Below are 25,142 nucleotides of genomic sequence, written 5' to 3'. Positions count from 1 at the left end.
CAAGTAGGTCCGAAACCCGCTACCCCCGCGGTCCGACCCCCCCCCCCCCCCCCCAGGGGCCCGTGCCCCCTGCCCCGGGGGTGGTCACCCCCGGGCCCGGTGCGGAGGCGTCAGCCGAACTGCTCCTCCAGGTCCTTGAGCTTCTGCTCCAGCGAGTCCAGCCGGGGCAGTGCCATGGTGTCGTCGTCGGGCGTCAGGTCGATCGTCCGATGGGCAGGCCGGGCGGGCAGGCCCGGTGGGGGAGCGGGGTCCCCGCCGGCTATCGCAGGCTCCGCGCCGCCGGGCTCCAACTGCCGGGCGGCGACCGGCGCCCGGGAGCGGCCCCAGCCGCCGTGCTGGCGGTTGATCGCCCGGATCTCGGCCCGCTCGCGCCGGCTGGCCAGCCGCTGGCGCTCCCGGTTGACCACCGCCTCGCGCTTGGTGTCGCGGACCTCCTCGACCGCCTCGTCCAGGCTGCGCACCCCCTCCAGCAGCATCAGCGACCAGGCCGCGTAGGTCTCCAGCGGGGCGCGCAGCCAGCGGACGATCCGGATCTGCGGCAGCGGTCGGGGCACCAGCCCCTGCTCGCGCAGCGCGGCCCGGCGGGTCTGCTTGAGCGCCCGGTCGAAGAGCACCGCGGCGGAGAGCGACATCCCGGCGAAGAACTGCGGGGCGCCCGCGTGGCCCATTCCGCGCGGGGCGTGCACCCAGTTGAACCAGGCGGAGGCCCCGGCGAAGAGCCAGACCAGCAGTCGGGAGCCGAGCGCCGCGTCACCGTGGCTGGCCTCCCGGACGGCCAGCACCGAGCAGAACATCGCGGCGCCGTCCAGTCCGAACGGGACCAGGTACTCCCAGCCGCCGGAGAGGCCGAGGTTCTGCATCCCGAAGCCGACCAGGCCGTGGAAGGAGAGCGCGGCGGCGACCGCCGCGCAGCAGAAGAGCAGGGTGTAGGAGGCCGCACCGTAGAGCGACTCCTTGCGGCGGCGGCGCTCCTCGGTGCGCTCCCAGCCGTCCGAGCCGGAGATGCCGCTCGTCGCCCCGCGGGCGCGGAGGAAGGCCACCAGGACGGCGACGAGGACCAGGGTGGCCACGCCCGCGACGGCCCAGCCCAGTGGTATGTCCGACAGTCTCATTGTCCTGAACCAGCCTCGCTTTCCGTCGATCGCGGTGGCGGGAGCCACCGGGACGTCCATCATGGCGGATGGTCGGACGCCGTACGGATACTTTGCCGCCAATTGCCCCGGAGCACACACTTTCTGACGGTATGTCGAGAGAAGATTCTGGTCAGGAACAGGTGCGCGGACAGCTGAAGCAGGAGCCGGCCGAGCGGACGGTGTAGGCCAGGCAGCAGCTCACCCGGGTGCGGGTGGGAGCCGGGGTGGGAACGGGCTCCGGGGTTGCCCCGTTGCCCCCGGGGCCCACCCGCCTGCCCCCGCTGTCCCAACTGCCCCCGCCCGCCTGCCCGTCCGCGCTCACCCGGCTGTTCCCCGGGGCGGCCGGCTCGGTCCAGCGGAAGGCCGCCGCGCCCGTGAACGGTGGGGTGCCGCCGGGGAGCAGCGCGGCCAGCGCGTCGGCCGCGCGCCGTTCCTCGCCCAGCAGGCCGGCGGTGTACCGGAGGCCCTCCACCAGCTCGTCGGTGGCCAGGCCCCACAGGGTGCGCGGGCCGCGGCGCAGCGCGGGCCGGAGCGCGTCGAGCACCGGTGCCAGGTGCTCGACGGCGGCCGCGCGCAGCTCGGCGCGGAGTGCCGCCTCGTCGGGTACGGTTCGCGCGCCGGGGAGGCCGGCCGCGGGATCGTCCGGCAGGCAGGCGAAGTCGGCGGGCCGGACCTTCAGTTCGGCCGGTCCGCCGGTGGCGGCGGGCCGGAAGGCGACGGCCGTCACCGGAAGTCGGGGTACCCGACGTTCCAGGAACCAGGGCAGGGTGAAGAGCAGGCCGGCCGGCCAGAGGTAGCGGTGCAGCCAGAACCCGGCGGCCACGTCGGGCCGGAGTGGTTCGCCGTAGCGGAACCGGTCCCGGCGGCCCTCGGCGGCGAGCAGCCGGGCGCGGAACGCGGGATCGGTGAGGAGGCGGGTGGTGGGCGCCCAGCCCTGGCCGGCGCGGAGTTCGCCGAGCCGGATCCGCAGCTCGGGAAAGACGGCGCCGACCCGGGCGTACGCCCCCGCGCACGGGAACACGGTGGACGGGTGGGTCCGTTGCCGCCGGCCGTCCTGGTGCTCGGGCGTGGGGCCCGGCTGTCGCCGCCGGTTGCCCCGGGGTGCGGGCGGGTCCGGCTCGGTGGTGCGCACGGTCATGGCGGACCCCATCGGGTGCGGCGGATGCCCGCGGGGCAGGGAACCACCGGGCGGCAGCCCCGGCATGTCCCTGCCCCATCAGGTTAGCCTCACCTTACCTGACGGTCCCTCGGCTGTCCCCTCCCGTTCGCCCGTCCGGGGGAGTGCGGAGGCGCCCACCCGGCGTCCTGTTCGGCCGCGCGCCGGCAACCCCCGGTCGGGCGCCGGGCGGTGCGCCGCGCGGTGCGCCCGGCGGTCCCGTCGGCGCCTCGCCCGTCTCCAGTCGCCCCACCAGCCAGACCGGCACCCCGCCCAGTGACTGCACCAGCCGGGCCGCCTCGGCGCGCAACCGGTCCGCCTCCTCCGGCTCGGCCACCTCGGCCAGTGCGGCCAGCGCCGGCGCCACCCCCACCATGAACCCCAGCTCCTCGCGCAGCCGCAGCGAGGCGGCGAAGCCCTCGCGGGCCCGCCCGCGATCCCCGCCGGCCAGCGCCAGCGCCGCCAGATGCCGCCAGGTCGAGGAGGCCAGCAGGGTGTCACCACGGGCCAACGCGGCATCGTGGGCCCGTCGGTAGGCGATCCAGGCGGCGGTCTGGTCGCGCAGCAGGTTCTCCGCGACCAGCCCGCGCCGGAAGTCCAGCAGCGGCCGGCCGGGCGCGTCCGGCGCCAGCAGCGCGGAGGTCCGGCCGAGCGCGGCCTGCGCCTCGTCCAGCCGGTCCCGCGGGCCGAGCACGCTGGCCAGGTAGGCCAGGAACCCGCGCGCGCAGGAGGCGGCCGCGCGCTGCTCGGTACTGGTCACCCCGGCCTCGGCCAGCCGCAGCGCGGCCTCCGCGGTGTCCCAGTGGTCGGCGGTGAACAGGCACTGTTCGATGAGGAGTTCGGCCCGGCAGAGGGCGGCCCGGGCGTCGTGTTCGGCGGCCGGCTGGAGCAGTTCGGCGGCCTCCTGCCAGCAGGCGCGGGAGCGTAACCGCCAGACCGTGCCGCTGGTGATCTCGTCGAAGGAGCCGCCGCTGCCGGGGTGCAGCCCGCCTCCGTGCGGCGGTACGCCCGGCGGGCCGCCGGGTGAGTGGCGGGCGTTCCCCCGCCGGCCGCGCGTCCCCCCGCTCAGCGGGGCCGTTCCGTGTTCAGACAACGCCACCTCCTTGTGTGCGGTGCCCACGGCCATGGCCGCCGTGCCGGCAATTCAACACCGGGGGCGAGCTTGTGCACCAGATCACGAGCGTGACGTGTTTGTGCCCCGCGGCCGCAAAAGTGGATCAAGCGTTCCCGTCCGATTCTTTCTGTTCGAATGCGGGCGGAAAGGTCGCCGCTACGCCAGAAGGGGTAGTTAATCCGGTTATCACACGCCACATTGGCAACTCTGGTCACGTCATTCCCGGAATTGCCGACTTCTGCTCATCAGGAGCCACAAAAATCCCGTATACCGCTTGTTTCAAAACGTGTATTCACGTCAACATATTTCTCCGGTCGCGTAGTCGCCGCCCACCCCTCGAAAGGACGACCGCCCGTGGCAACCGAGCAGTCCGTACCGACCTCCACCGCCGTCCCCACCGCCGATGTCTCCATCGCCGACCCGGCCCCGCTCGGGCTGGCCAGCTTCGCCCTGACGACCTTCGTCCTCAGCTGCTTCAACGCCAACCTCATCGACGCGAAGCTCAGCGCGGTGGTGCTGCCGCTCGCCCTCGCCTACGGCGGTGTCGCCCAGCTGCTGGCCGGGATGTGGGAGTTCCGCAAGGGCAACACCTTCGGCGCCACCGCCTTCGGCTCCTTCGGCGCCTTCTGGATCGCCTACTACTTCCTGGTCAAGGACGCCCTGCCGGCGCTCGCCGGCGATCCGCACGCGAACCGCGCGATCGGTCTCTTCCTCCTCGCCTGGGCGATCTTCACCGCCTACATGGCGGTGGCGGCGGTGCGGGTCAGCGGGGCGGTGCTGGCCGTCTTCGTCGCGCTGACCGTCACCTTCGCGCTGCTCGCGGCGGGTGCGTTCGGGGCAAGCGAGAGCATCACCAAGACGGGCGGCTGGATGGGCCTGATCACCGCGGTGGTGGCCTGGTACGCCTCGTTCGCCGGGGTCACCGCCTACACCTTCAAGCGCCCGGTCCTGCCCACCTGGCCGGCGCGCTGACGCACCGCGGTGGGGGCTCCGGGACACCGCTCCGGAGCCCCCACCGCATGCGCGGTCAGGACGTCCAGCCGGTCTCCAGCAGCGACTCGGCGGCGCCGTTCACCGGTTGCGGCAGGCCGCCCTCGTCCAGCGTGAACAGGGCCACCAGCAACTGCTCGCCGCGCACCGTCGCCTGGTGCGAGTAGCCGGCCGTGGTGAACATCGCGGCGGCCATCTCCTCGGCGTGCAGGGTCTGCAGCCACAGGCACTCGACGCTGCGGATGTCGGCCACCTCCGGCCAACTGTCCACCTGGGCGACCATCCGGTGGCCCAGCAGTGTCACCGCGTCGCGTTCCTGGGCCTCGGTCAGCTCCAACTCGCCGAAGCCCAGCCACTCCAGGTAGCGGACCGCGCTGAGTACGGCGTCCTTCGCGGTGCGCACGGGGTGCGGACGGAACGGCGCGCGGTTCTGCCGCCGGGCGCCGCCGTACGGGCCGGCTGGCGGCATGGACGGTCGGGCCGGCGGGCCGGCCGGCGGCTGCTCGGCGTAGAGCGGGGTGGGCGAGGGGTGGTACGGGCGCACCCCGAGCGGACGCGCCCCGGCCGGCCCGCTGGCCCCCGTCCGCGGCGCGCGATCGACCGGCAGCCGCACGGTGGCCCCGCAGTTGCAGGTGAACTCCGGCTGCGGCCACTGGTCGGAGCGGCCGCAGTGCGGGCAGCGCATGCTCAGCCAGGAGTCCTCCCAGGAGCGGAACCGCACCTGCACCGGCACCCCGCCCGGCAGCAGCGGCACCTTGAGCGCGGCGCCGCACGGGCAGGGCAGGGTCGGCGGCTCGTACCGGTGCTCGCGGCGGCAGGCGGGACAGCGGATCTCCCGGCCGCCACCCCCGGCGTGCTCGGGCCCGCGCGGGACGGCGGGCGGCTCGGCGTCGTACGGGCCGGTGAAGTCGTCGGGCAGCGGGTGTCCGGACATGGCGCGCACCGTCCGTTCGGTGGAGAGGCGGGTCGGCACCCATGCTCCCCGATCGCGGCCCGGGATGGCAGGGAATGCCGGAATGATCAGGGGTTTCTCAGGGATGCGGCCGGTCGTCGCCCGGTGCGTCGTCAGCCCGCCGACCAGCGGGCCAGATCGGCCGGGGTGTCGAGGTCGTCCGGGACCGCGACGTCCGCGCACTCGACCAGCCGCAGCTGGTCGCCGCGGGCCGCCAGCAGCGCCCGTGCGCCGGCGTCGCCCCGGGCCCCGGCGGCGGCCTCGGCCAGGTGCTCGGCGCCGATCAGCACCGGGTGGCCGCGCCGGCCCCCGTACGCCGCGGCGGCCAGCCGGGCGCCCGCCCGGTGCGCGGCCAGCAGCCGGGCGACCGCGGCCGGGGTGACGCCGGGCGTGTCCACCAGCGCGACCAGCACCGCCGAGCAGTCCACCGGCACCGCGGCCAGCCCGGCGCGCAGCGAACCGCCCATCCCCTCGGCCCAGTCGGGGTTGTCGAGCACCGTGCAGCCGTCCAGCGCGGCGCTCGCCCGGACCTGCTCGCGGGCCGCGCCGAGCACCACCAGCACCGGCCCGCAGCCGCCCTCGCGGACCACTCGCACGGCGTGTTCGACCAGCGGCCGGCCCTGGTACGGCAACAGCGCCTTGGGCCGGCCGCCGAGCCGCCGGCCGCCGCCGGCCGCCAGCACCAGGGCGGCGACCGGGGGGAGCGGGGGAATCGGTGAGGCCATGCCACCACTCTGCCGAAAACGAGGCGCCCACGGCGTTGTGTGAACGCACAACGGCGCACCGGTGACCTTGTGCGGAACCCGGGCCTTCCACCGCTGGATCTTCCCGGTCCGGGGGCTTCTACTGGCCGTCATGCACACCGCACCTGCCCCACTGGTCGACCGGTTCGGCCGGGTCCACACCGACCTGCGGGTCTCCCTGACCGACCGCTGCAACCTGCGCTGCACCTACTGCATGCCCGCCGGGGGCCTCGACTGGCTGCCGCGGTCCGAGGTGCTGAGCGACGACGAGATCGTCCGGTTGGTGCGGGTGGCGGCCGAGCGGCTGGGGATCCGCACGGTCCGGCTGACCGGCGGCGAGCCGCTGCTGCGGCGCGGGCTGCCCGCGCTGGTCGCCCGGCTGGCCGCGCTCGGGGTGGAGCTCTCGCTCACCACCAACGGGATCGGCCTGGCCCGGACGGCCGGCGCACTGAGGGCGGCGGGTCTGCGGCGGGTCAACGTCAGCCTGGACACCCTGCGGCCGGAGCGCTACCGGGAGATCACCCGTCGGGACCGGATCCAGGACGTCTTCGCCGGTATGGCCGCCGCGCGGGATGCCGGGCTGGCGCCGGTGAAGATCAACGCCGTCCCGGTGCGCGGGGTGAACGAGGACGAGGTCATCGAGCTGGCCGAGTTCGCGGCCCGGCACGGCTACCGGATGCGGTTCATCGAGTCGATGCCGCTGGACGCCCAGGGCGCCTGGGACCGGACGAAGATGGTCACCGCCGACGAGCTGCTGGCCCGGCTCGGGGCCCGCTGGGATCTGGTGCCGGTCGGCCGGCACGGAAACGCGCCCGCCGAGGAGTGGCGGATCGCCGGCACCGACACCGTGATCGGGGTGATCGCCTCGGTGACCCGGCCGTTCTGCGGAGGCTGCGACCGGGTCCGGCTGACCGCGGACGGTCAGCTGCGCACCTGTCTCTTCGCGACCACCGAGTCCGACCTGCGAGCGCTGCTGCGCGGCGGCGCGGACGACGACGTGGTGGAGCGGGCCTGGCGGCACACCATCGCGCGCAAGGGGCCGGGGCACGAGATCGGCTCGGCCGACTTCCGGCAGCCGGACCGCCCGATGTCCGCGATCGGCGGGTAGCGGCGGACAACCGCCGGCGTCCGAATCCGGTGTCGGGCGCTGCCGTGATGGTGATATTTCTTATTCTGTGAAGATCATCATGGCGCGAGTGTCGCGCCGCATCCTGCCGGCCGCGCTGGGCGTCACCATGGTCGCCGGGTGTGGCGGCGCTGCCGGAACCAGGGGTGCCGGGGTCGTCAACTCCGCTGGTCCCTCACCGAGTTCGTCGGCAGCGGCATCGAGCGGGGCCGCCGACCCGGCACTCAAGCCGTTCTACGGCCAGCAGATCGCCTGGGTCACCTGCCCCGACGACCCCACCCAGAAGGGCGTCGACGAGGCCGACTTCCAGTGCGCCACGCTGCACGTACCGCTCGACTACACCCACCCCGGCGGCGACACCGTCGACATCGCCGTGGTCCGCAGGCCCGCCGCCCAGCCCGGCCAGCGGCTCGGCTCGCTGGTCGTCGACCCCGGCGGGCCGGGGGGCTCCGGGATCCAGGAAGTCACCCTCGACGGCCAGCAGTTCAGCGGCCTGACCGACCGCTACGACCTGGTCGGCTTCGACCCGCGCGGGGTCGGCAAGAGCACCGCCGTGCACTGCCTCGGCGACCAGGCCCGCGACCAGTGGGACACCGACGACCATCCCGCGCAGCCCAAGGGCACCACGCTCGCCCAGGCCTGCCAGGCGAACTCCGGCAAGCTGTTGCCGTTCGTCGGAACCGCGGACGCCGCCCGCGACATGGACGTGCTGCGCGGCGCGCTCGGCGACCCGAAGCTCGACTACCTCGGCTCCTCCTACGGCACCTACCTCGGCAGCGTGTACGCCGAGGAATTCCCGGACCGGACCGGCCGGTTGGTGCTGGACGGCGCGGTGGACCCGAGCATGGACCTGCTGGACCAGGACGTGCGGCAGACCATCGCCTTCGAGGGCGTCTTCGAGCGCTTCGCCAAGGACTGCACGACACAGGCCCGTTGCCCGCTCGGCAAGGACCCGGCCGGCGCCGCCCAGCGCCTCGGGGACTTCCTGGACGGCCTGGACGCCCACCCGATGACCGCCACCGACGGCCGCAAGCTGACCGCGAGCCAGGGCTGGACCGGCACCCTGGGCATGCTCTACGGCGACGCCAAGTCCTGGGGGTACCTGCGGAACGGGCTGGACTGGGCGATGAACGGCAACAAGGCGGACTACCTGCTGGAGTTCGCCGACGACTACAACGGCCGTGACGCCGGCGGACATTACCGCAACGAGCTGGACGCCTACGCGGCGATCACCTGCGCGGACCACAGCGGCGAGGGCACCCCGTCGGACGGTCAGGTCCAGCGGGCGGTGCAGCAACTGCACGAGCAGGCACCGCTGTTGACCAAGCACTACACGACGGACGACCTGTTCGACCCGGACTGCCGCAACTGGCCCTTCAAGTCCACCGCGCAGCCGCACGCGATCAGGGCGGCCGGCAGCGCGCCGATCCTGGTGGTCGGCTCGACCGGGGACGACGCCACGCCGTACGCCTGGGCGCAGAAGCTCGCCTCGGGCCTGGCCAACGCCACCCTGCTGACCCGGGACGGCGACGGGCACACCGGTTACGGCAAGAGCGCCTGTATCCAGACGGACGTGAACGCCTTCCTGCTGGACGGGACCATGCCGCCGGCCGGGACGCACTGCCCGACCAGCTGACTGACGCGCGACACCCCCCGCCCGTGGTGGGCGGGGGTGTCGCGCGCGTAGGGGGTCAGTCCTCGCGGTGGTACAACGATGCCGGGATCGCCCGGTGGGTCCGGTCGGGCCCGTGGGGCCGGTCGGGACCTGGTTGTAGTGCTCCTCGTGCCCGCCACCCTTGCCGCCGTTGGCCTCCTGGCCGACCGGCCCACCCTTGCCGTGGTCCTCGCAGCACTGGTCGTCGCCCCCGCCGCGCGGCGGGTCGTGGTGCCCGCAACACTGGCCGTCGTCGCCTCGCCCGTCGACCGGGCGGAGCCGGCTCGTCCCCGCCAGCAGGTGAAGACGGTCCATGGAGGGAGTGATTGACGCGGTCGGCCGGCGGAACGAGCGATGGTGCAGCCCGTCACCGGAGTGGCCCACTCGAACCACGCGTTCGGACCAGCGCCCGCCGGCTCGTCCGACCAGGGAGAACCACCATCGTCGGAATACGATCAGCGACTGTGCGGCGGCTCGCCGAAATTCCCCTTCTCCGGCGCTAGACCTGCCCCCCTGCCGACCACCCCGACCACGGATCGAGAGGTACCGGTGGCCCGACCGAAGCCGTCCATCTCTCTCTGCGTGATCGTCAAGGACGAGGCCAGGGTGGCGTTGCCTGGCCCCCGTGCGCGATCCGGTGGACACCTGGGTGATCTCCGACACCGGCTCGACGGACGGCACCCAGGAGCTGATCCGCACCGCGCCGCACGGGATCCCGGGCGAGCTGCACCAGGAACCCTGGGTGAACTTCGGGCACAACCGCACGCTGAACATCCAACACGCCTACGGCAAGGCCGACTTCCTGCTGCTCATCGACGCGGACATGGTGGTCGTGCGGGACGGCGAGCTGCCCGCGCTCACGGAGCCGACTCCTATCTGCTGCGGCACGTCGCCGATCTGGAGTACCGGATCAAGCGGTTGGTCGGGGGGCGACCTCCACTGGCGCTACGAGGGTGCGACGCACGAATGCCTGACCACCGACGACCGGGACGTCTCCGCCCATCTCGCCGCGCTGGTGATCGGGCACTTCGCCGACGGCGGTTCGCGCTCCGACAAGTTCGAGCGCGACGCGCGACTGCTCCGGGCGGATCTGGACCGGGATCCCGGCAACACCCGCGCGGTCTTCCACCTCGCGCAGACCATGCGCGACCTGCGCAACACCACCGAGGCCATCGAGCTGTACAACCGCCTTGCGGGCATGGGTGGTTGGGTCGAGGGGGTCTACTACGCGCTGCTCCAGGTCGGGATCCTGAAGGCGGAGAGCGGCGACTGGCCCGGTGCGCTGGACGCCCTCGTCCGCGCCTGGGGGACCCGGCCGCAGCGCCTGGAGGCCTGCTACGAACTGGCTTCGCGGCTGCGGCCGATGGGCCGCTACCAGGTGGCGCACGTGTTCGCCCGGGCCGGCCTCGATCGCGACATGCCAGACGGCTGGCTGTTCACCCAGCCTGGGTCCACCGCTGGGGGATGTTGTTCGAGTACTCCATCACCTCCTACTGGGTCGGCGACCTGAAGGGCTCGCTGGAGGCCTACGGCCGGCTGCTGGCCCTGCCCGACCTCCCCCGCCAGTATCCTGAACAGACCACCAGGAACCGGGTGTTCGCGGTACGAGGCGCCTAGCGACCGAGGAACCGTTCGCCTCGTCGCCGCTGGCGGGCCCGATCGTGGCCCTGTCGCGCCGCAACCGCCCGGCGGCGCCTCCGCGCGGTCGGCTGACGTAGGCTCAGGGGCCATGCGCACTCTCATCGCTGGTGGACACGGTCAGATCGCCCTTCGGCTGGAGCGGTTGCTCGCCGCGCGTGGGGACGAGGTCGCGGGGATCATCCGCCGCCCGGAGCAGGCCGGGGACCTGCTCGCGGCGGGGGCCGAGCCGATCGTCTGCGACCTGGAGTCGGCCTCGGTGGCGGATGTCGCGCGGCACCTGGAGGGCGCGGACGCGGCGGTCTTCGCGGCGGGAGCCGGCCCGGGCAGTGGTGCCGCGCGGAAGGACACCGTGGACCGGGCGGCGGCGAGCCTCTTCGCGGACGCGGCCGAGGCGGCCGGCGTGCGCCGGTTCGTGGTGATCTCCGCGATGGGTGCCGACCGCGAGCCGGCCGAGGGCACGGACCCGGTCTTCGCCGCGTACCTGCGGGCGAAGGGTGCGGCGGACGCCGACGTCCGGGCCCGGCCGGGCCTGGACTGGACGATCCTGCGGCCCGGCCGGCTGACCGACGACCCGGGCACCGGGCTGGTCGCGCTGGCCGGGACGACCGGGCGCGGCGACGTCACCCGGGACGACGTGGCCGCGGTGCTGGCCGAGCTGCTGCTCGAGCCGGGCACCGCCGGGCGGACGCTGGAGCTGATCGGCGGCGAGGAGCCGGTCGCGGAGGCGGTCCGGGCCGTGGCCCGGAGGTGATGCTCAGACCGGCTGCGGCACGGTCAGGTGCTTGCCGAGCCAGCCCAGCGCCGGCGGGATCTCCCGGTTCCAGGTGTGGAAGTTGTGGCCGCCGCTGTCCAGGGTGATCGTGGAGAGCTGGGTCGGCGCCTTGAAGGCGGCGACCATCTCCTGGGTGTCCTTGTAGTTGTCCTCGTTCGGGCTGGTGGCGAGCAGCAGCGAGACCGGCGCCGCCGGGGCGTTCCGCAGTCGCCAGATCAGGTTGTTCTCCTGCTTCAGCTGCTCGCTGCCGCCGAACAGGTCACCGGTGGTCGGGTCGTTCGAGACGCTGTAGTCGGCGGAGAGCGCGATCGCCGCCCGGTAGGCGTCCGGCTTGCGCAGCGCGAACTTCAGCGCGCAGTAGCCGCCGGTGGAGTCCCCGATCACCGCGTGCGCCGAGGCATCCGGGGCGACCCGGAAAACGCTCTCGACGGCCTTCGGCAGGTCCTCGGTGAAGAAGGTCTCCACCTGCGGCCCGCCGGGGATGTCCATGCACTCGGTGTCCCGGTTGCCGACCACGGTGGGCGTCATCATCACCAGGACGGTCGGCGGCAGCTGCTTGTCCTGGATCGCCTGGAGCGTGCTGGTCGGGTACTGCATCAGCGAGATCAGCTTCTCGGCCGAGCCGGGGTAGCCGGAGAGCACCAGCGCCATCGGAAACCGCTGGTTGGCGTACGCGGGCTGGAAGTACTGCGGCGGCAGGTAGACGTAGCCGGGGTGGCTCAGGCCGGACAGCGCGCCGTGCACCTCGATCTTCTTGATCACCCCGGAGCGGTCCTCGGCCGAGCCCAGCGTGGAGTAGACCTTCTGCTGGCTGGTGACCGAGAGCGCGTTGCTCGGGGTGTGGTCCACCACCGTGCCCGGCCCGCCGGCGGTGCCGAGCAGGTCGGTCCAGGTGGTGTAGAAGCCGAAGTACGAGTTGGCGACCAGGCCCATCGCCACCAGCACCATCACCTGGGTGGCGAAGAACGCGCCGATCCGGCCGAGCAGCGCCCGCCAGCCGCGGCCGCCCAGCCTCGGCCACAGCCAGATGGTGGCGACGAAGGTGGCCACGGCCAGCAGACTGGCGATGATCTGCAGCGGGAGTCCGGTCAGCGCGAGCATTGGCTGATATTAATGGACGAAATCTGGAAGGTTTCGATCGCCCCCGAGTCTCCTGGGTACCCCGTGTGCGCCAGCTGTGCGCCTGATGAGCGCCTCCGGCGCGCCGTTGACCGGCTCGCCCGGGCGCGGGACCATGTTCAGCCACGACCGAACACCGCGCGTGGGCTCGGGTGGGACACGCACGAACCGCCGGGGGGGCGAGTCTTGCACGGTTCAGACTGTTCAGACGTTTCAGCGGCCAGACGCGCGCCCCGGTACGGCCTGCTCGCGCTGCCCGTCGCCGCCGCGTTGCTGGTCGCCGGCTGTACGTCCGGCTCGTCGGGGGCCGCGCCGGCGCCGGTCAGCCAGGCCCCGAGCCCGACGCCGACGCCGTTCGGCAGCACGCTGGCGCTCTGGCTCGACCCGGTCGACACCGCGCTCGGCCAGCTGGCCTCGGCCGGCAGCATGAACGACTTCGGCAGCGACCTCAGCACCCTCCAGCAGGCCACCTCGGCCGCCGAGCAGGGGCTGCGGCCCGGCGACGCGCCGGGACCGGTCAGCGACGCGACGAGCCGGCTGACCGCCGGACTGACCCAGCTCGACACCGATCTCTCCCAGGTGCGCAGCGACATTTCCAGCCAGAAGGTCTGCGCGCCCTCCGCCGCGCTGGTCGACACCGCCGGTTCGCAGGGCCTCCAGCAGATCTCCGGGGCGCTGCAGGACCTGGCGACGGCCGGCTACCCGGTCACCTTCGACCCGCCGCAGGCCGGTCAGCAGCAGAACCGGTCGCTGGAGAACGGCACGCTGGTCCGCGCGGGCGAGCGGGACGGCCTCGGTGAGCTGGAGGTGGACAACGGCGGCGGTTCCTCGGACGCGGTGCTCACGCTGACCCGGAACGGCAACGCCGCGTACTCGATCTACGTCGCCAAGGGCCGGACCGCCAAGCTCACCGGCGTCCGGGACGGCCACTACGACGTCTACTTCTCCGGCGGCACCGACTGGGACTCGAACGCCCGGCTGTTCACCCAGGACTGCGCCTTCACCAAGTTCGACGACGGCCTGGACTTCTCCACCACCGACACCACCTACTCGACCTGGACGCTGACCCTGCAACCGGAGGTCGGCGGCAACGCCAGCACCAGCGACGTCCCGGCGGGCTCCTACCCGGCGCCCTAGACCGACCAGGTCGGCCCCGGTTCCCGGGCGGGCTCAGCCCGCGCTGCGCGGGAAGCGCCGCTCCCAGTCCCGTTCGAACACCACCGCGCCCGCCTCCCAGCCGGTCAGCCGGTGCACGGCGGTGAACGACGTCGCGTCGCAGCTGAGCTCGGCGCTGGTCCGGAGCGTGACGTCCCAGCCCTGGTCGGGCCGCTGGAACCGGACGGTGCGCTCGGCGCGGGCGGTCGCGCTGAGCGGGTCGTCCTGCCGGATCCGGTAGCTCTCCCGGACCTCGTCGGTGCGGATCACGCCGTCCGGGTGGCTGTGCGCGCCGCCGAGGTCGGGGTCGGCCGCCAGTCGCCACTCGCCGGTCGCGAACTCGTGCGTCGCCAGTCGCTCCGGCCGCGCGTCGGTCCGGTGCGCCACCAGCACCTCCAGCGGCGCAGCCTGCTCGGGCGGCCCGAAGGTGATCGGCGCCCGCCCGATGTCGGCGGCCAGATGGCGGACGGGCAGCGTCAGCACGCCGTGCCCGGGGTCCACGCCGAACCCGGCGTCCGGCGGCTGCGGCCAGATCCAGGGCCAGTAGGCGGAGGAGAGCGCCAGCCGGATCCGGTGGCCCACCGGGAAGGCGTGCGCGATCGCCGTCAGCTCGACCTCGACCTCCTCCACCGCGCCCGGCTCCCAGGGCACCACCTGGTCCCGGCCGTGCCGGGCGGTGAGGTTGAGTACGCCCCGGGTGACCAGGGCGGACGAGCCGTCCGGCGCCACGTCGCAGAGCCGCGCCACCACCTGCCCGCGGGCGGCCGTGCCGCGCAGCCGCAGCCGCACCACGGGCCCGCCGAGGATCTCCACCCGCTCGGACAGCGGCGCGCCGTCGAAGCAGACCGACCGGCCGTCCTCGGCGCGCTGGTCGGGCGGCAGGTCGGCGGGGGAGCCGGTCGGGCACGGGCGTCCGGCGTCGATCCCGGTCTGCTGGGGCGAGCGGACCGGGACGTAGCGCTCGCCGGACGGGGTGCCGGCCGTGCGCAGGGTGTCGGCCAGGTCGTAGTGGATCTCCCGGACGTCGTCCGAGGGCCAGCCGTCCTCGCCGATCCACCGGCCGTCGCGCTCGGCGCCGGGCTCGTCGGGCGGCTCGGGCATCCAGCTGCGCAACGCGGGTTCGGCCAGCACGCCGGTGTCCAGGTCCTTGAGCCAGTGGTCCCACCAGCGCAGCGTCTCCTGGAGGAAGCCGATCGGGTGCCGCCGGTCCCGGTCCGGATAGTCGTGCGCCCAGGGGCCGATCAGGCCGCGCACCGGCGCCTCCAGCCGCTCGACCAGGCGCAGCACGGTGTCCCGGTGCGGCTCCGCCCAGCCGCCGACGGCCAGCACGGCGGCCCGGATCGCCCGGTAGTCCTCGGCGACGCTGCCGCGCCGCCAGTAGTGGTCCCGGGTCTGGTGGGCCAGCCAGCGGTGCAGCGGCGGCTCGACCGCGGCCAGCCGGGCCAGCCAGGCCTGCCGCCAGTCCGCGTCCGTGCCGGCGTACCGGGGGTCGGGCGGGGCGGCGGCCAGCGCCAGCAGCTCGGCCGAGCGGGCTGGCGGCCCCTCGGCGAGCAGCGAACCGCCGAGGTGGTGGCCGTCGTTGCGGTACCGGTCGTCGGTGGCGCAGACGGCGACCACGGCCCGCAGCGGTTCGGGGGCCAGCGCGGCGAGCTGCAGGCCGGCGGTGCCGCCTCGGCCGAGCCCGAACAGTCCCACCCGGCCGTTGCACCAGGGCTGCCGGGCCAGCCACTCGATCACCGCGACGCCGTCGGTGAGCTCGTGCGGGGCGTACTCGTCGCCGGCGAACCCGGCGGAGTTGCCGTGGCCGCGGGCGTCCACCCGCAGGCTCGCGTAGCCGTGGCCCGCGTACCAGGGGTGCCGCTCGGCGTCGCGGGTCGCCGTCCCGTCGCCGAGCCGGGCGGGCAGGTACTCCAGCAGCGCGGGCACCGGTGTCTCGGTGACGGGCCGCCAGAGCCGCGCGTGGAGTGTGCCGCCCTCGGGGAGCGGGATGCGTGGCTCCTCGCGGGTGATCCGGTTGGGGTACGAGCTCGGGTGCTGCATGCGGGCTCCGTGCGGCGGTGCGGGATGCCCGGCGGGCGGCCGGTAGAAACCGACAATAGTGGACATTTCACTGCACACGCCTGTTCGCGTGCGCGGCCTCCCGGCCGGACTCGCCATTGGCGCGTAGTTGCAAGACATTTGCAATTCGACTTGGCGGAGGGAAGGATGGCCCGGTCGCGCCGCCCCCGTACGCCCGAAAGAGGTCGCCGCCCATGAGCAGCGCGTCCGCGGCTCCCGCCGCCCGGTCCCGATGGACCGCCAGACTCACCCGTGACGAGTGGATCCGGCTGGCCGGCATGGGCGGCTTCATCCTGGCGCTGCACGTGATCGGCTGGTTCACCCTGCTGGCCGTCATCGCGCCCGAGCACTACCGGATGGGCGACCAGGTCTTCGGTGCCGGGATGGGCCTGACCGCCTACACCCTCGGCATGCGGCACGCCTTCGACGCCGACCACATAGCGGCCATCGACAACACCACCCGCAAGCTGATGGGCCAGGGCAAGCGGCCGCTCTCGGTCGGTTTCTGGTTCTCGCTCGGCCACTCGTCCATCGTCTTCGGCCTCTGCGCGCTGCTCGCCTTCGGCATCCGCTCGCTGGCCGGCGCGGTCGAGGCCGACGACTCCGCGCTGCACAAGACCACCAACCTGATCGGAACCAGCGTCTCCGGCGGCTTCCTGCTGCTGATCGGCCTGGTCAACCTGGGTGCCTTCAATGGGATCCTGAAGGTCTTCCGGAAGATGCGCGGCGGCCACTTCGACGAGGCCGAGCTGGAGCGTCAGCTCGACAAGCGCGGCCTGCTCAACCGGATCCTGGGCCGGGCCACCCGGGCGGTCAGCAAGCCCTGGCACATGTACCTGGTCGGCCTGCTGTTCGGGCTGGGCTTCGACACCGCGACCGAGGTCTCGCTGTTGGTGCTGGCCGGCGGTGCGGCGGCCTTCGCGCTGCCCTGGTACGCGCTGCTGGTGCTGCCGGTGCTGTTCGCGGCCGGGATGAGCCTGCTGGACACCATCGACGGCTCGTTCATGAACTTCGCCTACGAGTGGGCGTTCTCCAAGCCGGTCCGGAAGATCTACTACAACCTCACGGTGACCGGGCTCTCCGTGCTGGTCGCGCTGGTGATCGGCGCGATCGAGCTGATCGGGCTGCTCGCCGACCAGTACGACATCACCAGTGGCCCGATCGGCTGGATCGGCTCGCTCGACCTCAACCTGGTCGGGTACGCGATCGTCGGGCTCTTCGTGCTCACCTGGGTCGGCGCGCTGGCGTTCTGGAAGTTCGGCAAGGTCGAGCAGAAGTGGTCGGCGGGGATCCGGGAGGACGCGCCGGCCGCGGCTGCGGCTGCGACTCCCGCTCCGGCCTCGGCCTGCGCCGAAGTCGACTGAGGCTCGGCGGTCTTCCGGCCGCCGAGCGTCGACTCCGCTTCTCCATCGATTACTTGAGCGCGGCCAGGACGGCGTTCGCCATCACCTGCTCGCCGGTCGCGTTCGGGTGGAACGGTACGGCGGGCTGCTCGGGCAGCGCGCCCTCGATCCAGCGGTCGTCGGAGCAGACGTCGTGGCCCTGGGTCGGGGTGGCGGTGTCCACGTAGGTCGCGCCGTTGGCGGCGGCGGTGCTGGCCAGCATGGCGTTCAACTCGTCCAGGATGCCGTGCAGGTAGGCAACGTCCCCGACGGTGACTGGCTGCTTGCCCGCGCAGGTCGAGGCGTCCGCGGGCAGCACGGACGGGTAACCGACCAGCAGCACCTTGGCGTTGGGCGCCTTGGCGTGGATCTGCTGGAGCACGGAGGCGAGTTGGGGAGCCGCCGCGTTGATCCGGTCGACCAGGGTGTCGTCGTCGCTGTACTGCCAGGACCAGGAGAGCGTGCTCCAGTTCCAGACCCAGTGGCCGTGCTCGTAGACGTCGCGGCACGGCGTGCCGGACGGGTTGACCACCGCGCCCGCGATGCAGGTCGCGATGACGTCGCCGATGCCCAGGTCGGAGGTGCCGAGGTCGTTGCCGCCGATGCCGAGGGTGACCAGGCCGGTGCCGGCGTTCACCGCGTTGATCTGTGGGTCGTTGACCTTGATGATGGCGTCGTACTGCGACCCGGTGATGTCCTTGATCTTGGCCGCTGAGCAGGTGACATCCGTGTACGAGGAGGAATTGAGCGCGGCCGCCACCAGATGTCCGTAGTTGTGGTCCGAACGAAGGCAGAGCCCGTCCGACTGGTCGGGCACGCCGGCACCGGCGGCGTACGAGTCGCCGAGCGCGACGTAGTTGCCGTAGCCGGCGGCGGGCGCGGCGGCGGAGGCCGGGGTGGCGAGTGCGACCAGCGAGCCGGCCAGCGCGAAGCTGCCGAGGACGGTGGCGAGTTGACGGGCGGACTTCCGGGCAGGGCTGAACACGGTTCCTCCTGGGGGAGAGAAACGGGAACGGGTGGGGATGCCGAGCCGCGGCTACTGCTACTGGTTGGTAAGTTACCGTCAGGTTTCGTACGCGTCTATGGAAACAGTGGGCGAATTTCTCGCCGTTCCCCTTCGGGTGATTTCGAATTTCGCTCCGGCGTGAAGCGTTTTTAATTCCACGTCACCGTGTAGCGAAATTCGCTCCGCCCGCTCTGCCCCGAATCACCCGGTCGCCGGCAGATTGCGAGTCCGGTAGTCACGGCACCGGCCGGCCGTGGGTGACCGGAACGCCCGTTCGCAGCCCGGGCAGTTCTGGAGCGGCACGGGGATGGCCGTCGTGGTGTGCGGCCGACCCGCTGGCGGAGTCCGCCCGACCCTCCGCCTCTCCGGCCCCGGCCCCCCGCTCGGCACATCATGGGCGTACGTCCGGGTGCAGATCCTCCCGCCCGCGATCCGCTCGCGACGCCGCTCCAGGTAGCCGGCGGCCTCCAACTCCCGCAGCGCGCGGGCGATCAGGATCTCGCCCTCGCTGAAGTGCGCGCAAAGCGCCGCGATGCTGACCGGCGCGCCGTCGGGGAGGGAGAGGACGTACGTCGCCACCCCGAGCGCGATCGCGCTTCCGCCGCGCTGGGCAAGGCGGTTGGAGATCACGGTGAAGTGGGAGGTGAGACGGGTCCGGAGGTGGATCACGCCGGACGTGGGCGCGCAGGGCGCGTTAGACTCTGGAAGGTTCTGGCTTCCTCGTCATGGTCAGGCCCTCGGTCGGGAGTGCAAGTCCCGCCCGGGGGCTGTCCGCGTTCATGGGGTCGTGTGGCCGAGCGTACCTCCAGCTGACGGACCGTCCGGCCAAAGTCACCCGCGCGGGTGAACCCCTTGCCGGGAGAGTGGGCGGGAGGTTCTTTTCCCCAGTTCTTTCACTTGGAAGACCTCGTGCCCCACCGGCTCGCGGCCCACCACGACCCGGTGACGTCGGTGTCCGCCCGCGTGGGGCGGCTATTCGACCAGTGCCTGGGTGCCGAGGACGGCGAGGAGTGCGAGCCGTTCGGCGTCCTCGGTGCCGGGCTCGGCCGTGTAGACCACGATGCGCAGGTCGCCGCCCGCGACGCTGAGCACGTCGCAGTCCAGTGTCAGGGCGCCCACCTGCGGGTGGTCGACGGTCTTGCGCGCCGCGTCGTGCCGGCCCACGGCTCCGGAATCCCACAGCTCGGCGAACCGGCTGCTGTTCGCGCGCAGTTCCGCGACCAGACGTCGCAGCCGCTGGTCCGCCGGATACCGGCTCGCCGTCGCGCGTAGCCCGCTGACCTGCGCGATGTCGAGGGCGCGTTGGGACTGCGGGGTGTGGCGGACGCGGCTGCCCGAGCGGAGGAAGTTGCGCCACACCGCGTTGCGCTCGTTGCCGCGCTGCTCACCCATCAACGCCGTGTACGGCGGGTTGGCCAGCAGCAACGTCCACGCCGCGTCGAAGACCGCGACGGGCGTCCCGGTCAGCCTGTCCAGCATCCGCTGGACGCTCGGCGTGATGTAGGCGGGCACGGTGCCCTGGCCCGGTGGCACGAGCCCGGCGACGTTGAACAGATGCTCGCGCTCGGCTCCGGACAAGCGCAGGGCCCGGCCCAGGGCCTCGACGACCTGTTCCGACGGGCTGGTCGCCCGGCCCTGTTCGAGGCGGGTGACGTAGTCGACCGAGATCCCGGCCAGCAGGGCGAGCTCCTCGCGGCGCAGTCCGGGGACGCGCCGATGGCCGCCGACGGGTAGCCCGGCCGCCTCCGGGGAGACCCGGTCGCGCCAGCGCCGCACCGTGTGCCCGAACTCCTTGCTCGCCATGACACCACTCTGCACCGCCCCGCTCCGCTCTTCCTGGTACTGACAGTCCCAGGAAGACCGGACGCCTGGCTGACCGCGTGACTCCGCCGCATCGTGGAGGCATGACAACGACACTGATCACTGGAGCGAACAAGGGTCTCGGCTTCGAGACCGCCCGCCGACTCATCGCCGCGGGTCACACCGTCTACGTCGGAAGCCGGGACGTCGAGCGTGGCCGCCGGGCCGCCGAGCGGCTTGGGGCGCGGGTCGTCCAGCTCGACGTCACCGACGACGCGTCAGTGGCGGCCGCGGTGAAGACCGTCGAGGCCGACGGCGGGCTGGACGTGCTGATCAACAACGCGGGCATCGAAGCGGAGCGGGGTGACGACAACGTCGTGATCGGCGCCGCGGGCCTGACCGCCGACGTGATGCGCAGGACGTTCGAGACGAACGTCTTCGGCATGGTGCGCGTCACCCACGCGTTCCTCCCGCTGCTGCGGCGTTCGGCCGCGCCTGTCGTGGTCAACGTCAGCAGCGGCCTGGGCTCGCTGACCTGGGTCACCACCCCGGACACACTGGCGTACGCCTACCCGGGCGTCGCCTACCCGGCGTCGAAGACCGCGGTCAACATGCTCACCGTGCAGTACGCGAAGGCGTTCCCGACCATGCGGATCAACGCGGTGGAGCCCGGCTACACCGCGACGGACCTCAACGGGAACTCGGGCACGCAGACCGTCGAGGAGGGTGCCGAGATCATCGTGCGGATGGCCCAGGTGGACCCGGCCGGCCCCACCGGAGGCTACTTCGACGCCGAAGGCCCGCTGCCCTGGTAGCGATCCGATGGATATGTCGGCCCCGCCGCCGGCCGCCGTCGCGGGGTCTCGGCCCGGTCGGCGCCCGTGAAGGCCGACCGCCCGCCACCGCCCGTGCCCGACCGTCAACCCCCAGTTGACGGCGGGTGGCGTGGGACGCAGTATCGACCCCACTGTCGGGGTGGCTCTGGAGGATTGGCGCATGGCGCTCGATGCCGACGTGATCGTGATCGGGGCGGGGCTCGCCGGGCTGGCGGCCACGGTTGAACTGGCCGAGGCGGGACGGCGGGTGATCCTGCTGGACCAGGAGCCGGCCGCCTCGTTGGGCGGGCAGGCGCACTGGTCGTTCGGTGGCCTGTTCCTGGTCGACTCGCCCGAGCAGCGCCGGTTGCGGATCCGTGACTCGTGCGAACTCGCCTGGCAGGACTGGCAGGGCACGGCCGGCTTCGACCGCACCGAGGACCACTGGCCGAGCCAGTGGGCCCGCGCCTACGTCGAGTTCGCGGCCGGTGAGAAGCGCGCCTGGCTGCGCGCGCTGGGCGTGCGGCTCTTCCCGGCGGTCGGCTGGGCCGAGCGCGGCGGGTCGCTGGCCAGCGGGCCGGGCAACTCGGTGCCGCGCTTCCACATCACCTGGGGGACCGGCCCGGGCCTGGTCGAGCCGTTCGCCCATCGGGTCCGCGCGGCCGCCGCCAAGGGGCTGGTCGAGCTGCGGTTCCGGCACCGGGTCACCGGGCTGGCCGCCACCGCCGGGTTGACGGACACCGTCTCCGGCGAGGTGCTGGTGCCCAGCGGGGCCGAGCGCGGCACCGCGTCCTCACGCGAGGTGGCCGGCGCCTTCGAACTGCGGGCGCAGGCGGTGATCGTCACCTCCGGCGGCATCGGCGGCAACCACGAACTGGTCCGCAAGGCCTGGCCGGCCCGGCTCGGCGCGCCGCCCGAGCGGCTGCTCTCCGGGGTCCCCGCGCACGTGGACGGGCTGATGCTCGGAGTCGCCGAGCGGGCCGGTGCCCACCTGGTCAACGGCGACCGGATGTGGCACTACACCGAGGGCATCGAGAACTGGAACCCGATCTGGGCCCGGCACGGCATCCGGATCCTGCCCGGCCCTTCCTCGCTCTGGCTGGACGCCCGCGGGCGGCGGCTGCCGGTGCCGCTCTTTCCCGGCTTCGACACCCTGGGCACCCTCGAACACATCATGACCACCGGGTACGACCACACCTGGTTCGTGCTCACCCAGAAGATCATCGAGAAGGAGTTCGCGCTCTCCGGCTCCGAGCAGAACCCCGACCTGACCGGCCGCAGCGTCCGCGACGTACTGGGCCGGGCGCTGCCCGGTGCCCCGGCCCCGGTCGAGGCGTTCAAGCGGTACGGCGCGGACTTCGTGGTCGCCCGCGAGCTGTCGGCGCTGGTCCGCGGGATGAACGCCCGGACCGGGCAGGCGCTGCTCGACGAGGCGGCGGTGCGCCGCGAGATCGAGGCGCGCGACCGCGAGCTGGCCAATCCGTTCAGCAAGGACCTGCAGGTGACGGCGATCCACGGGGCCCGCCGCTACCTGGGTGACCGGCTGATCCGCACCGCCACCCCGCACCGGCTGCTCGACCCCGAGGCCGGGCCGCTGATCGCGGTGCGGCTGAACATCCTGACCCGCAAGTCGCTGGGCGGGCTGGAGACCGACCTCTCGGCGCGGGTGCTGCGCCCGGACGGCGGGGTGCTGGCGGGCGTCTACGCGGCGGGGGAGGCGGCAGGTTTCGGCGGCGGTGGGATGCACGGCTACCGCTCGCTGGAGGGCACCTTCCTCGGCGGCTGCCTGTTCTCGGGCCGCACGGCGGGCCGGGCGGCGGCGCTGGCCACCGCCTGAACTAGGGTCGGTCCGGCAGGCCGAGGCGGAGGTGCTCCACGTGGTAGACCGCCTGGTCGAGCAGCTGGGCCACGTGGTTGTCGTGCAGCGAGTAGACCACCGACCGGCCGCGTCGCTCACCGACCACCAGGCCGAGGTTGCGCAGCAGGCGCAGCTGGTGGGAGCAGGCCGACTGCTCCATCCCCACCGCGCCGGCCAGCTCGGTGGCGGCCCGCGGTCCCTCCCGCAGCTCGGCCAGGATCAGCAGCCGGGACGGGGTCGCCAGGGCCTGCAGGGTGCTCGCCACCCGTGCGACGTTGGCCGCGTCCAGGCGCATCCGAGGCACGGCGTTCTCTTCGGTGGTCGCGACTCCATGGCCCATGGCGGCATCCTACGTGTGTTGAGCTGATGAACGACCGCCGCCGAGCAGGCAACGCCCGGTGGCGGTCGCCCGTGTCCGAGGAGACGCCGATGAGCCGCCGCAGCAGCCGTGACCTACCCACTCCGCAGGACTCGCCCTGCACGGTGACGGTCTGCCGGGGCTGCTGCTGCGGCACGGAGGCCAAGCACCCGGGCGTCGACCACACCGGGCAGCTGGCCCGGCTGAAGGAGCGGGTCGGCGGCGACGGCCGGGTGCGCGCGGTGCCCTGCCTGGACGCCTGCGCCCACTCCAACGTGGTGGTGGTCAGTCCGTCGGCCGAGGGGCGCCGGGCCGGCGGGCGGCCGGTCTGGCTGGGCTGGGTGCTGCAGGACGACATGGTCGAGGAGATCGCCGACTGGGTCCGGGCCGGCGGCCCGGGGCTGGCGGAGCCGCCGGGCACCCTGGACCTCCAGGAGTTCACGGTCTCCCGGCGGGTGCGCGAGGGCCTGTCGGGGTGACGGATCGTCAAGGTGTCGGCTGGCCGGGGGAGGGAGCGTCACCGACGCGTACCCGGCCGTTCACCACGGTGGTCTTGTCGTTCGCCACCGGCTGCTGATTGGGTCGGCGCCATGGATATCCCGAACATGGGCGTGCCCGAGCGACTCGCCGCCCGGATGAGCATGGCCGAGCAGCATGAGTACCTGCGCAGCCGGTTCTCCCGGCGGAAGGCGCTGCGCGCCGGTGCGATCACCGTCGGCGCCCTGGCGGTGGGCGGGGCGATCAACAGCGGTACGGCGTACGCCGCGTCCGCCGCCGGGCCGACCCTGGTCACCGACCGGGCCTCCTCGGCCGTGGACGGCTCGCGGGTCGTCCCGGTCGGCCGTCACCTTCAGTTCGGCGCCGAGCCGGAGAGCGAGTTCCGGATCTCCTGGCAGGTGCCGGTGCCGGTGAAGACGCCCTTCGTGCGCTACGGCCGCACCCCGTGGGACCTGGAGTGCGAGGTCCAGGCGGAGATCCGCTCGCTGCACACGCCGGCGCTGGTCCCGGGTCAGACCCCGCTGGACCAGTACTACGTGCACGCGGCGCTGGAGGACCTGGAGCCCGACACCACGTACTACTACGGCGTGGGCCACCAGGGCTTCGACCCGACGCGCCAGCAGGCCATCTCCTCGCTCGGCACCTTCCGCACCGCGCCCTCGCGCGACCACCGCTGGGGCAGGGTCTACCAGCCGTTCACCTTCACCGCCTTCGGCGACCAGGGCGTCAGCGTTCACGCCGCCAACAACGACAACGTGATCCTGGCCCAGCAGCCCGCCTTCCACCTGCACGCCGGCGACATCTGCTACGCCGACCCGGACGGCCAGGGCCTGGACGCCGACAAGGTCGACTACAACGCGAAGACCTGGGACGCGTTCCTGGTCCAGACCGAGCCGATCGCCTCGAAGATCCCGTGGATGGTCGCCTACGGCAACCACGACATGGAGGCCTGGTACTCGCACAACGGCTACGGCGGCGAGGACAGCCGCTGGTTCCTGCCGGGCAACGGCCCGGAGCCGCGCAAGGCCCCCGGCGTCTACGCCTTCCGCTACGGCAACGTCGGCGTCGTCTCGCTGGACGCCAACGACGTCTCGTACGAGATCCCGGCCAACCTGGGCCTCACCGCGGGCCGCCAGACCAAGTGGCTGGAACGCACCCTCAAGGACCTCCGCGGCGACGAGACCGTCGACTTCGTGGTGGTCTTCTTCCACCACTGCGCCTTCTCGACCACCACCGCCCACGCCTCCGAGGGCGGGGTGCGCGAGGCCTGGGTGCCGCTGTTCGAGAAGTACCGGGTGGACCTGGTGATCAACGGTCACAACCACGTCTACGAGCGGACCGACGCGATCCTCGGCAACAAGGTCTCCAGGGCGGTCCCGAGCGGCGCCACCCTGGAGCCGGCGAAGGACGGCGTGGTCTACGTGACCGCGGGCGCCGCCGGCCGCAGCCTCTACTCCTTCGGCGCGCCGCAGAGCTACGAGGGCCACGAGGACCGGGTCGACGAGATCCAGACCTTCTACAACGCCAGGGGTCAGACCAGGGTCGCCGAGACGGTCGAGTGGTCCCGGGTCCGCTACCTGGGCTACTCGTTCATCAAGGTCGACGTCACCCCGGCGCGGCTGGGCCAGCAGTCCTCGATGAAGGTCACCGCGCTGACCGAGACCGGGCAACGGATCGACCACTACACCATCGTGCGCACGGTGGGCGAGGGCTGGGACAGCGGCTCGGACGACGACGGCGAGGGCGGCGGCTGGGGCTGGTGAGCCCGCGCCGACGCGCTGGTGGTCCGGGGCTGGCGCCCTGGTGATCCGG

At 73.0% G+C, this 25,142-nt stretch carries 23 protein-coding genes and 1 pseudogene; 13 read left to right on the top strand and 11 right to left on the bottom strand.

The window, feature by feature from the left end; genetic code table 11:
* Positions 1-110: 110 nt before the first annotated feature.
* The 3 genes from ACZ38L_RS12420 to ACZ38L_RS12410 all read right to left on the bottom strand — a co-directional run bounded on the left by ACZ38L_RS12420 (position 111) and on the right by ACZ38L_RS12410 (position 3,388).
* The gene (locus ACZ38L_RS12420; RefSeq protein WP_465691962.1) at positions 111-1,112 is read right to left on the bottom strand and encodes a DUF2637 domain-containing protein; all 1,002 of its coding nucleotides are present in this window, start codon (positions 1,110-1,112) and stop codon (positions 111-113) included.
* Between the two features lie 151 nt (positions 1,113-1,263).
* A complete protein-coding gene (locus ACZ38L_RS12415) occupies positions 1,264-2,271 on the bottom strand; it encodes an iron-sulfur protein (protein ID WP_465691960.1) in 1,008 nt (335 codons plus the stop codon).
* 94 nt (positions 2,272-2,365) lie between these two features.
* Complete coding sequence (locus ACZ38L_RS12410; RefSeq protein ID WP_465691958.1) at positions 2,366-3,388, bottom strand: hypothetical protein; 1,023 nt, start codon at positions 3,386-3,388, stop codon at positions 2,366-2,368.
* A 369-nt stretch (positions 3,389-3,757) separates the two neighbouring features.
* Between ACZ38L_RS12410 and ACZ38L_RS12405 the strand changes: the two genes are divergently transcribed.
* The gene (locus ACZ38L_RS12405) at positions 3,758-4,375 is read left to right on the top strand and encodes an acetate uptake transporter (RefSeq protein WP_465691956.1); all 618 of its coding nucleotides are present in this window, start codon (positions 3,758-3,760) and stop codon (positions 4,373-4,375) included.
* 55 nt (positions 4,376-4,430) lie between these two features.
* Here the strand turns inward: ACZ38L_RS12405 and ACZ38L_RS12400 are convergent, their stop codons facing one another.
* Together ACZ38L_RS12400 and ACZ38L_RS12395 are read right to left on the bottom strand one after the other, a co-directional pair.
* Positions 4,431-5,366 (bottom strand): hypothetical protein, encoded by a 936-nt coding sequence (locus ACZ38L_RS12400; RefSeq protein WP_465691954.1) that lies wholly within the window; start codon positions 5,364-5,366, stop codon positions 4,431-4,433.
* A gap of 92 nt (positions 5,367-5,458) precedes the next feature.
* Positions 5,459-6,070 (bottom strand): nucleotidyltransferase family protein, encoded by a 612-nt coding sequence (locus ACZ38L_RS12395; protein ID WP_465691952.1) that lies wholly within the window; start codon positions 6,068-6,070, stop codon positions 5,459-5,461.
* 130 nt (positions 6,071-6,200) lie between these two features.
* Here ACZ38L_RS12395 and moaA point away from each other — a divergent pair, with 130 nt between their 5' ends.
* From moaA to ACZ38L_RS12365, 6 genes are all read left to right on the top strand, one after another.
* A complete protein-coding gene (gene moaA, locus ACZ38L_RS12390; RefSeq protein WP_465691950.1) occupies positions 6,201-7,196 on the top strand; it encodes a GTP 3',8-cyclase MoaA in 996 nt (331 codons plus the stop codon).
* A 79-nt stretch (positions 7,197-7,275) separates the two neighbouring features.
* Complete coding sequence (locus ACZ38L_RS12385) at positions 7,276-8,850, top strand: alpha/beta hydrolase (protein WP_465691948.1); 1,575 nt, start codon at positions 7,276-7,278, stop codon at positions 8,848-8,850.
* A gap of 147 nt (positions 8,851-8,997) precedes the next feature.
* Positions 8,998-9,198 (top strand): hypothetical protein, encoded by a 201-nt coding sequence (locus ACZ38L_RS12380; protein ID WP_465691946.1) that lies wholly within the window; start codon positions 8,998-9,000, stop codon positions 9,196-9,198.
* A 295-nt stretch (positions 9,199-9,493) separates the two neighbouring features.
* Positions 9,494-10,378: a tetratricopeptide repeat protein gene (locus ACZ38L_RS12375; protein WP_465691944.1), complete on the top strand. Its 885-nt coding sequence runs from the start codon at positions 9,494-9,496 to the stop codon at positions 10,376-10,378.
* Complete coding sequence (locus ACZ38L_RS12370; protein ID WP_465691942.1) at positions 10,333-10,485, top strand: hypothetical protein; 153 nt, start codon at positions 10,333-10,335, stop codon at positions 10,483-10,485. The genes ACZ38L_RS12375 and ACZ38L_RS12370 overlap by 46 nt, the downstream gene beginning before the upstream one ends.
* A 112-nt stretch (positions 10,486-10,597) precedes the next feature.
* On the top strand, positions 10,598-11,260 hold the full coding sequence (locus ACZ38L_RS12365) for an NAD(P)H-binding protein (protein ID WP_465691940.1): 663 nt from the start codon (positions 10,598-10,600) through the stop codon (positions 11,258-11,260).
* 3 nt (positions 11,261-11,263) lie between these two features.
* On the opposite strand, the gene ACZ38L_RS12360 is transcribed toward ACZ38L_RS12365, so the two are convergent.
* Positions 11,264-12,382 (bottom strand): alpha/beta hydrolase, encoded by a 1,119-nt coding sequence (locus ACZ38L_RS12360; protein ID WP_465691938.1) that lies wholly within the window; start codon positions 12,380-12,382, stop codon positions 11,264-11,266.
* Between the two features lie 204 nt (positions 12,383-12,586).
* Between ACZ38L_RS12360 and ACZ38L_RS12355 the strand changes: the two genes are divergently transcribed.
* Positions 12,587-13,537, top strand: coding sequence for a hypothetical protein (locus ACZ38L_RS12355; protein ID WP_465691936.1), 951 nt, complete (start codon positions 12,587-12,589; stop codon positions 13,535-13,537).
* 33 nt (positions 13,538-13,570) lie between these two features.
* On the opposite strand, the gene ACZ38L_RS12350 is transcribed toward ACZ38L_RS12355, so the two are convergent.
* On the bottom strand, positions 13,571-15,595 hold the full coding sequence (locus ACZ38L_RS12350) for a CocE/NonD family hydrolase (protein WP_465691935.1): 2,025 nt from the start codon (positions 15,593-15,595) through the stop codon (positions 13,571-13,573).
* Positions 15,596-15,807: 212 nt separating this feature from the next.
* On the opposite strand from ACZ38L_RS12350, the gene nicT reads away from it, so the two are divergent.
* The gene (nicT, locus tag ACZ38L_RS12345; RefSeq protein ID WP_465691933.1) at positions 15,808-16,977 is read left to right on the top strand and encodes a Nickel transporter NicT; all 1,170 of its coding nucleotides are present in this window, start codon (positions 15,808-15,810) and stop codon (positions 16,975-16,977) included.
* A gap of 49 nt (positions 16,978-17,026) precedes the next feature.
* Here the strand turns inward: nicT and ACZ38L_RS12340 are convergent, their stop codons facing one another.
* The 3 genes and pseudogenes from ACZ38L_RS12340 to ACZ38L_RS12330 all read right to left on the bottom strand — a co-directional run bounded on the left by ACZ38L_RS12340 (position 17,027) and on the right by ACZ38L_RS12330 (position 19,804).
* The gene (locus tag ACZ38L_RS12340) at positions 17,027-17,980 is read right to left on the bottom strand and encodes an SGNH/GDSL hydrolase family protein (protein ID WP_465691931.1); all 954 of its coding nucleotides are present in this window, start codon (positions 17,978-17,980) and stop codon (positions 17,027-17,029) included.
* A 345-nt stretch (positions 17,981-18,325) separates the two neighbouring features.
* Positions 18,326-18,670 (bottom strand): annotated as a pseudogene (locus ACZ38L_RS12335) (hypothetical protein); the annotation flags it as partial.
* Positions 18,671-18,973: 303 nt separating this feature from the next.
* On the bottom strand, positions 18,974-19,804 hold the full coding sequence (locus ACZ38L_RS12330; RefSeq protein ID WP_465691929.1) for a helix-turn-helix transcriptional regulator: 831 nt from the start codon (positions 19,802-19,804) through the stop codon (positions 18,974-18,976).
* A 101-nt stretch (positions 19,805-19,905) separates the two neighbouring features.
* Here ACZ38L_RS12330 and ACZ38L_RS12325 point away from each other — a divergent pair, with 101 nt between their 5' ends.
* A complete protein-coding gene (locus ACZ38L_RS12325; RefSeq protein WP_465691927.1) occupies positions 19,906-20,616 on the top strand; it encodes an SDR family oxidoreductase in 711 nt (236 codons plus the stop codon).
* 181 nt (positions 20,617-20,797) lie between these two features.
* The gene (locus ACZ38L_RS12320; protein WP_465691925.1) at positions 20,798-22,453 is read left to right on the top strand and encodes an FAD-binding dehydrogenase; all 1,656 of its coding nucleotides are present in this window, start codon (positions 20,798-20,800) and stop codon (positions 22,451-22,453) included.
* A gap of 1 nt (position 22,454) precedes the next feature.
* On the opposite strand, the gene ACZ38L_RS12315 is transcribed toward ACZ38L_RS12320, so the two are convergent.
* Complete coding sequence (locus tag ACZ38L_RS12315) at positions 22,455-22,814, bottom strand: ArsR/SmtB family transcription factor (protein ID WP_396561352.1); 360 nt, start codon at positions 22,812-22,814, stop codon at positions 22,455-22,457.
* A gap of 89 nt (positions 22,815-22,903) precedes the next feature.
* Here ACZ38L_RS12315 and ACZ38L_RS12310 point away from each other — a divergent pair, with 89 nt between their 5' ends.
* Positions 22,904-23,311: a (2Fe-2S) ferredoxin domain-containing protein gene (locus ACZ38L_RS12310; RefSeq protein WP_465691923.1), complete on the top strand. Its 408-nt coding sequence runs from the start codon at positions 22,904-22,906 to the stop codon at positions 23,309-23,311.
* A gap of 111 nt (positions 23,312-23,422) precedes the next feature.
* Positions 23,423-25,093 carry a purple acid phosphatase family protein gene (locus ACZ38L_RS12305; RefSeq protein ID WP_465691921.1) on the top strand — a complete coding sequence of 557 codons (1,671 nt, stop codon included), beginning with the start codon at positions 23,423-23,425 and terminating at the stop codon, positions 25,091-25,093.
* Positions 25,094-25,142: the final 49 nt, after the last annotated feature.

It is taken from the genome of Kitasatospora sp. NPDC024654, assembly GCF_055559155.1.
The sequence above is the reverse complement of the archived record's forward strand: the minus strand, read 5'-3'. Positions and strand labels throughout refer to the sequence as shown.

Coding starts and splice junctions, on each gene's coding strand:
- ACZ38L_RS12305 (WP_465691921.1), top strand. CDS start 23,423: ATGGATATCCCGAACATGGGCGTGCCCGAGCGACTCGCCGCCCGGATG.
- ACZ38L_RS12325 (WP_465691927.1), top strand. CDS start 19,906: ATGACAACGACACTGATCACTGGAGCGAACAAGGGTCTCGGCTTCGAG.
- moaA (WP_465691950.1), top strand. CDS start 6,201: ATGCACACCGCACCTGCCCCACTGGTCGACCGGTTCGGCCGGGTCCAC.
- ACZ38L_RS12415 (WP_465691960.1), bottom strand. CDS start 2,271: ATGACCGTGCGCACCACCGAGCCGGACCCGCCCGCACCCCGGGGCAAC.
- ACZ38L_RS12385 (WP_465691948.1), top strand. CDS start 7,276: ATGGCGCGAGTGTCGCGCCGCATCCTGCCGGCCGCGCTGGGCGTCACC.
- ACZ38L_RS12370 (WP_465691942.1), top strand. CDS start 10,333: ATGTTGTTCGAGTACTCCATCACCTCCTACTGGGTCGGCGACCTGAAG.
- ACZ38L_RS12360 (WP_465691938.1), bottom strand. CDS start 12,382: ATGCTCGCGCTGACCGGACTCCCGCTGCAGATCATCGCCAGTCTGCTG.
- ACZ38L_RS12320 (WP_465691925.1), top strand. CDS start 20,798: ATGGCGCTCGATGCCGACGTGATCGTGATCGGGGCGGGGCTCGCCGGG.
- ACZ38L_RS12310 (WP_465691923.1), top strand. CDS start 22,904: ATGAGCCGCCGCAGCAGCCGTGACCTACCCACTCCGCAGGACTCGCCC.
- ACZ38L_RS12350 (WP_465691935.1), bottom strand. CDS start 15,595: ATGCAGCACCCGAGCTCGTACCCCAACCGGATCACCCGCGAGGAGCCA.
- nicT (WP_465691933.1), top strand. CDS start 15,808: ATGAGCAGCGCGTCCGCGGCTCCCGCCGCCCGGTCCCGATGGACCGCC.
- ACZ38L_RS12330 (WP_465691929.1), bottom strand. CDS start 19,804: ATGGCGAGCAAGGAGTTCGGGCACACGGTGCGGCGCTGGCGCGACCGG.
- ACZ38L_RS12395 (WP_465691952.1), bottom strand. CDS start 6,070: ATGGCCTCACCGATTCCCCCGCTCCCCCCGGTCGCCGCCCTGGTGCTG.
- ACZ38L_RS12365 (WP_465691940.1), top strand. CDS start 10,598: ATGCGCACTCTCATCGCTGGTGGACACGGTCAGATCGCCCTTCGGCTG.
- ACZ38L_RS12315 (WP_396561352.1), bottom strand. CDS start 22,814: ATGGGCCATGGAGTCGCGACCACCGAAGAGAACGCCGTGCCTCGGATG.
- ACZ38L_RS12420 (WP_465691962.1), bottom strand. CDS start 1,112: ATGAGACTGTCGGACATACCACTGGGCTGGGCCGTCGCGGGCGTGGCC.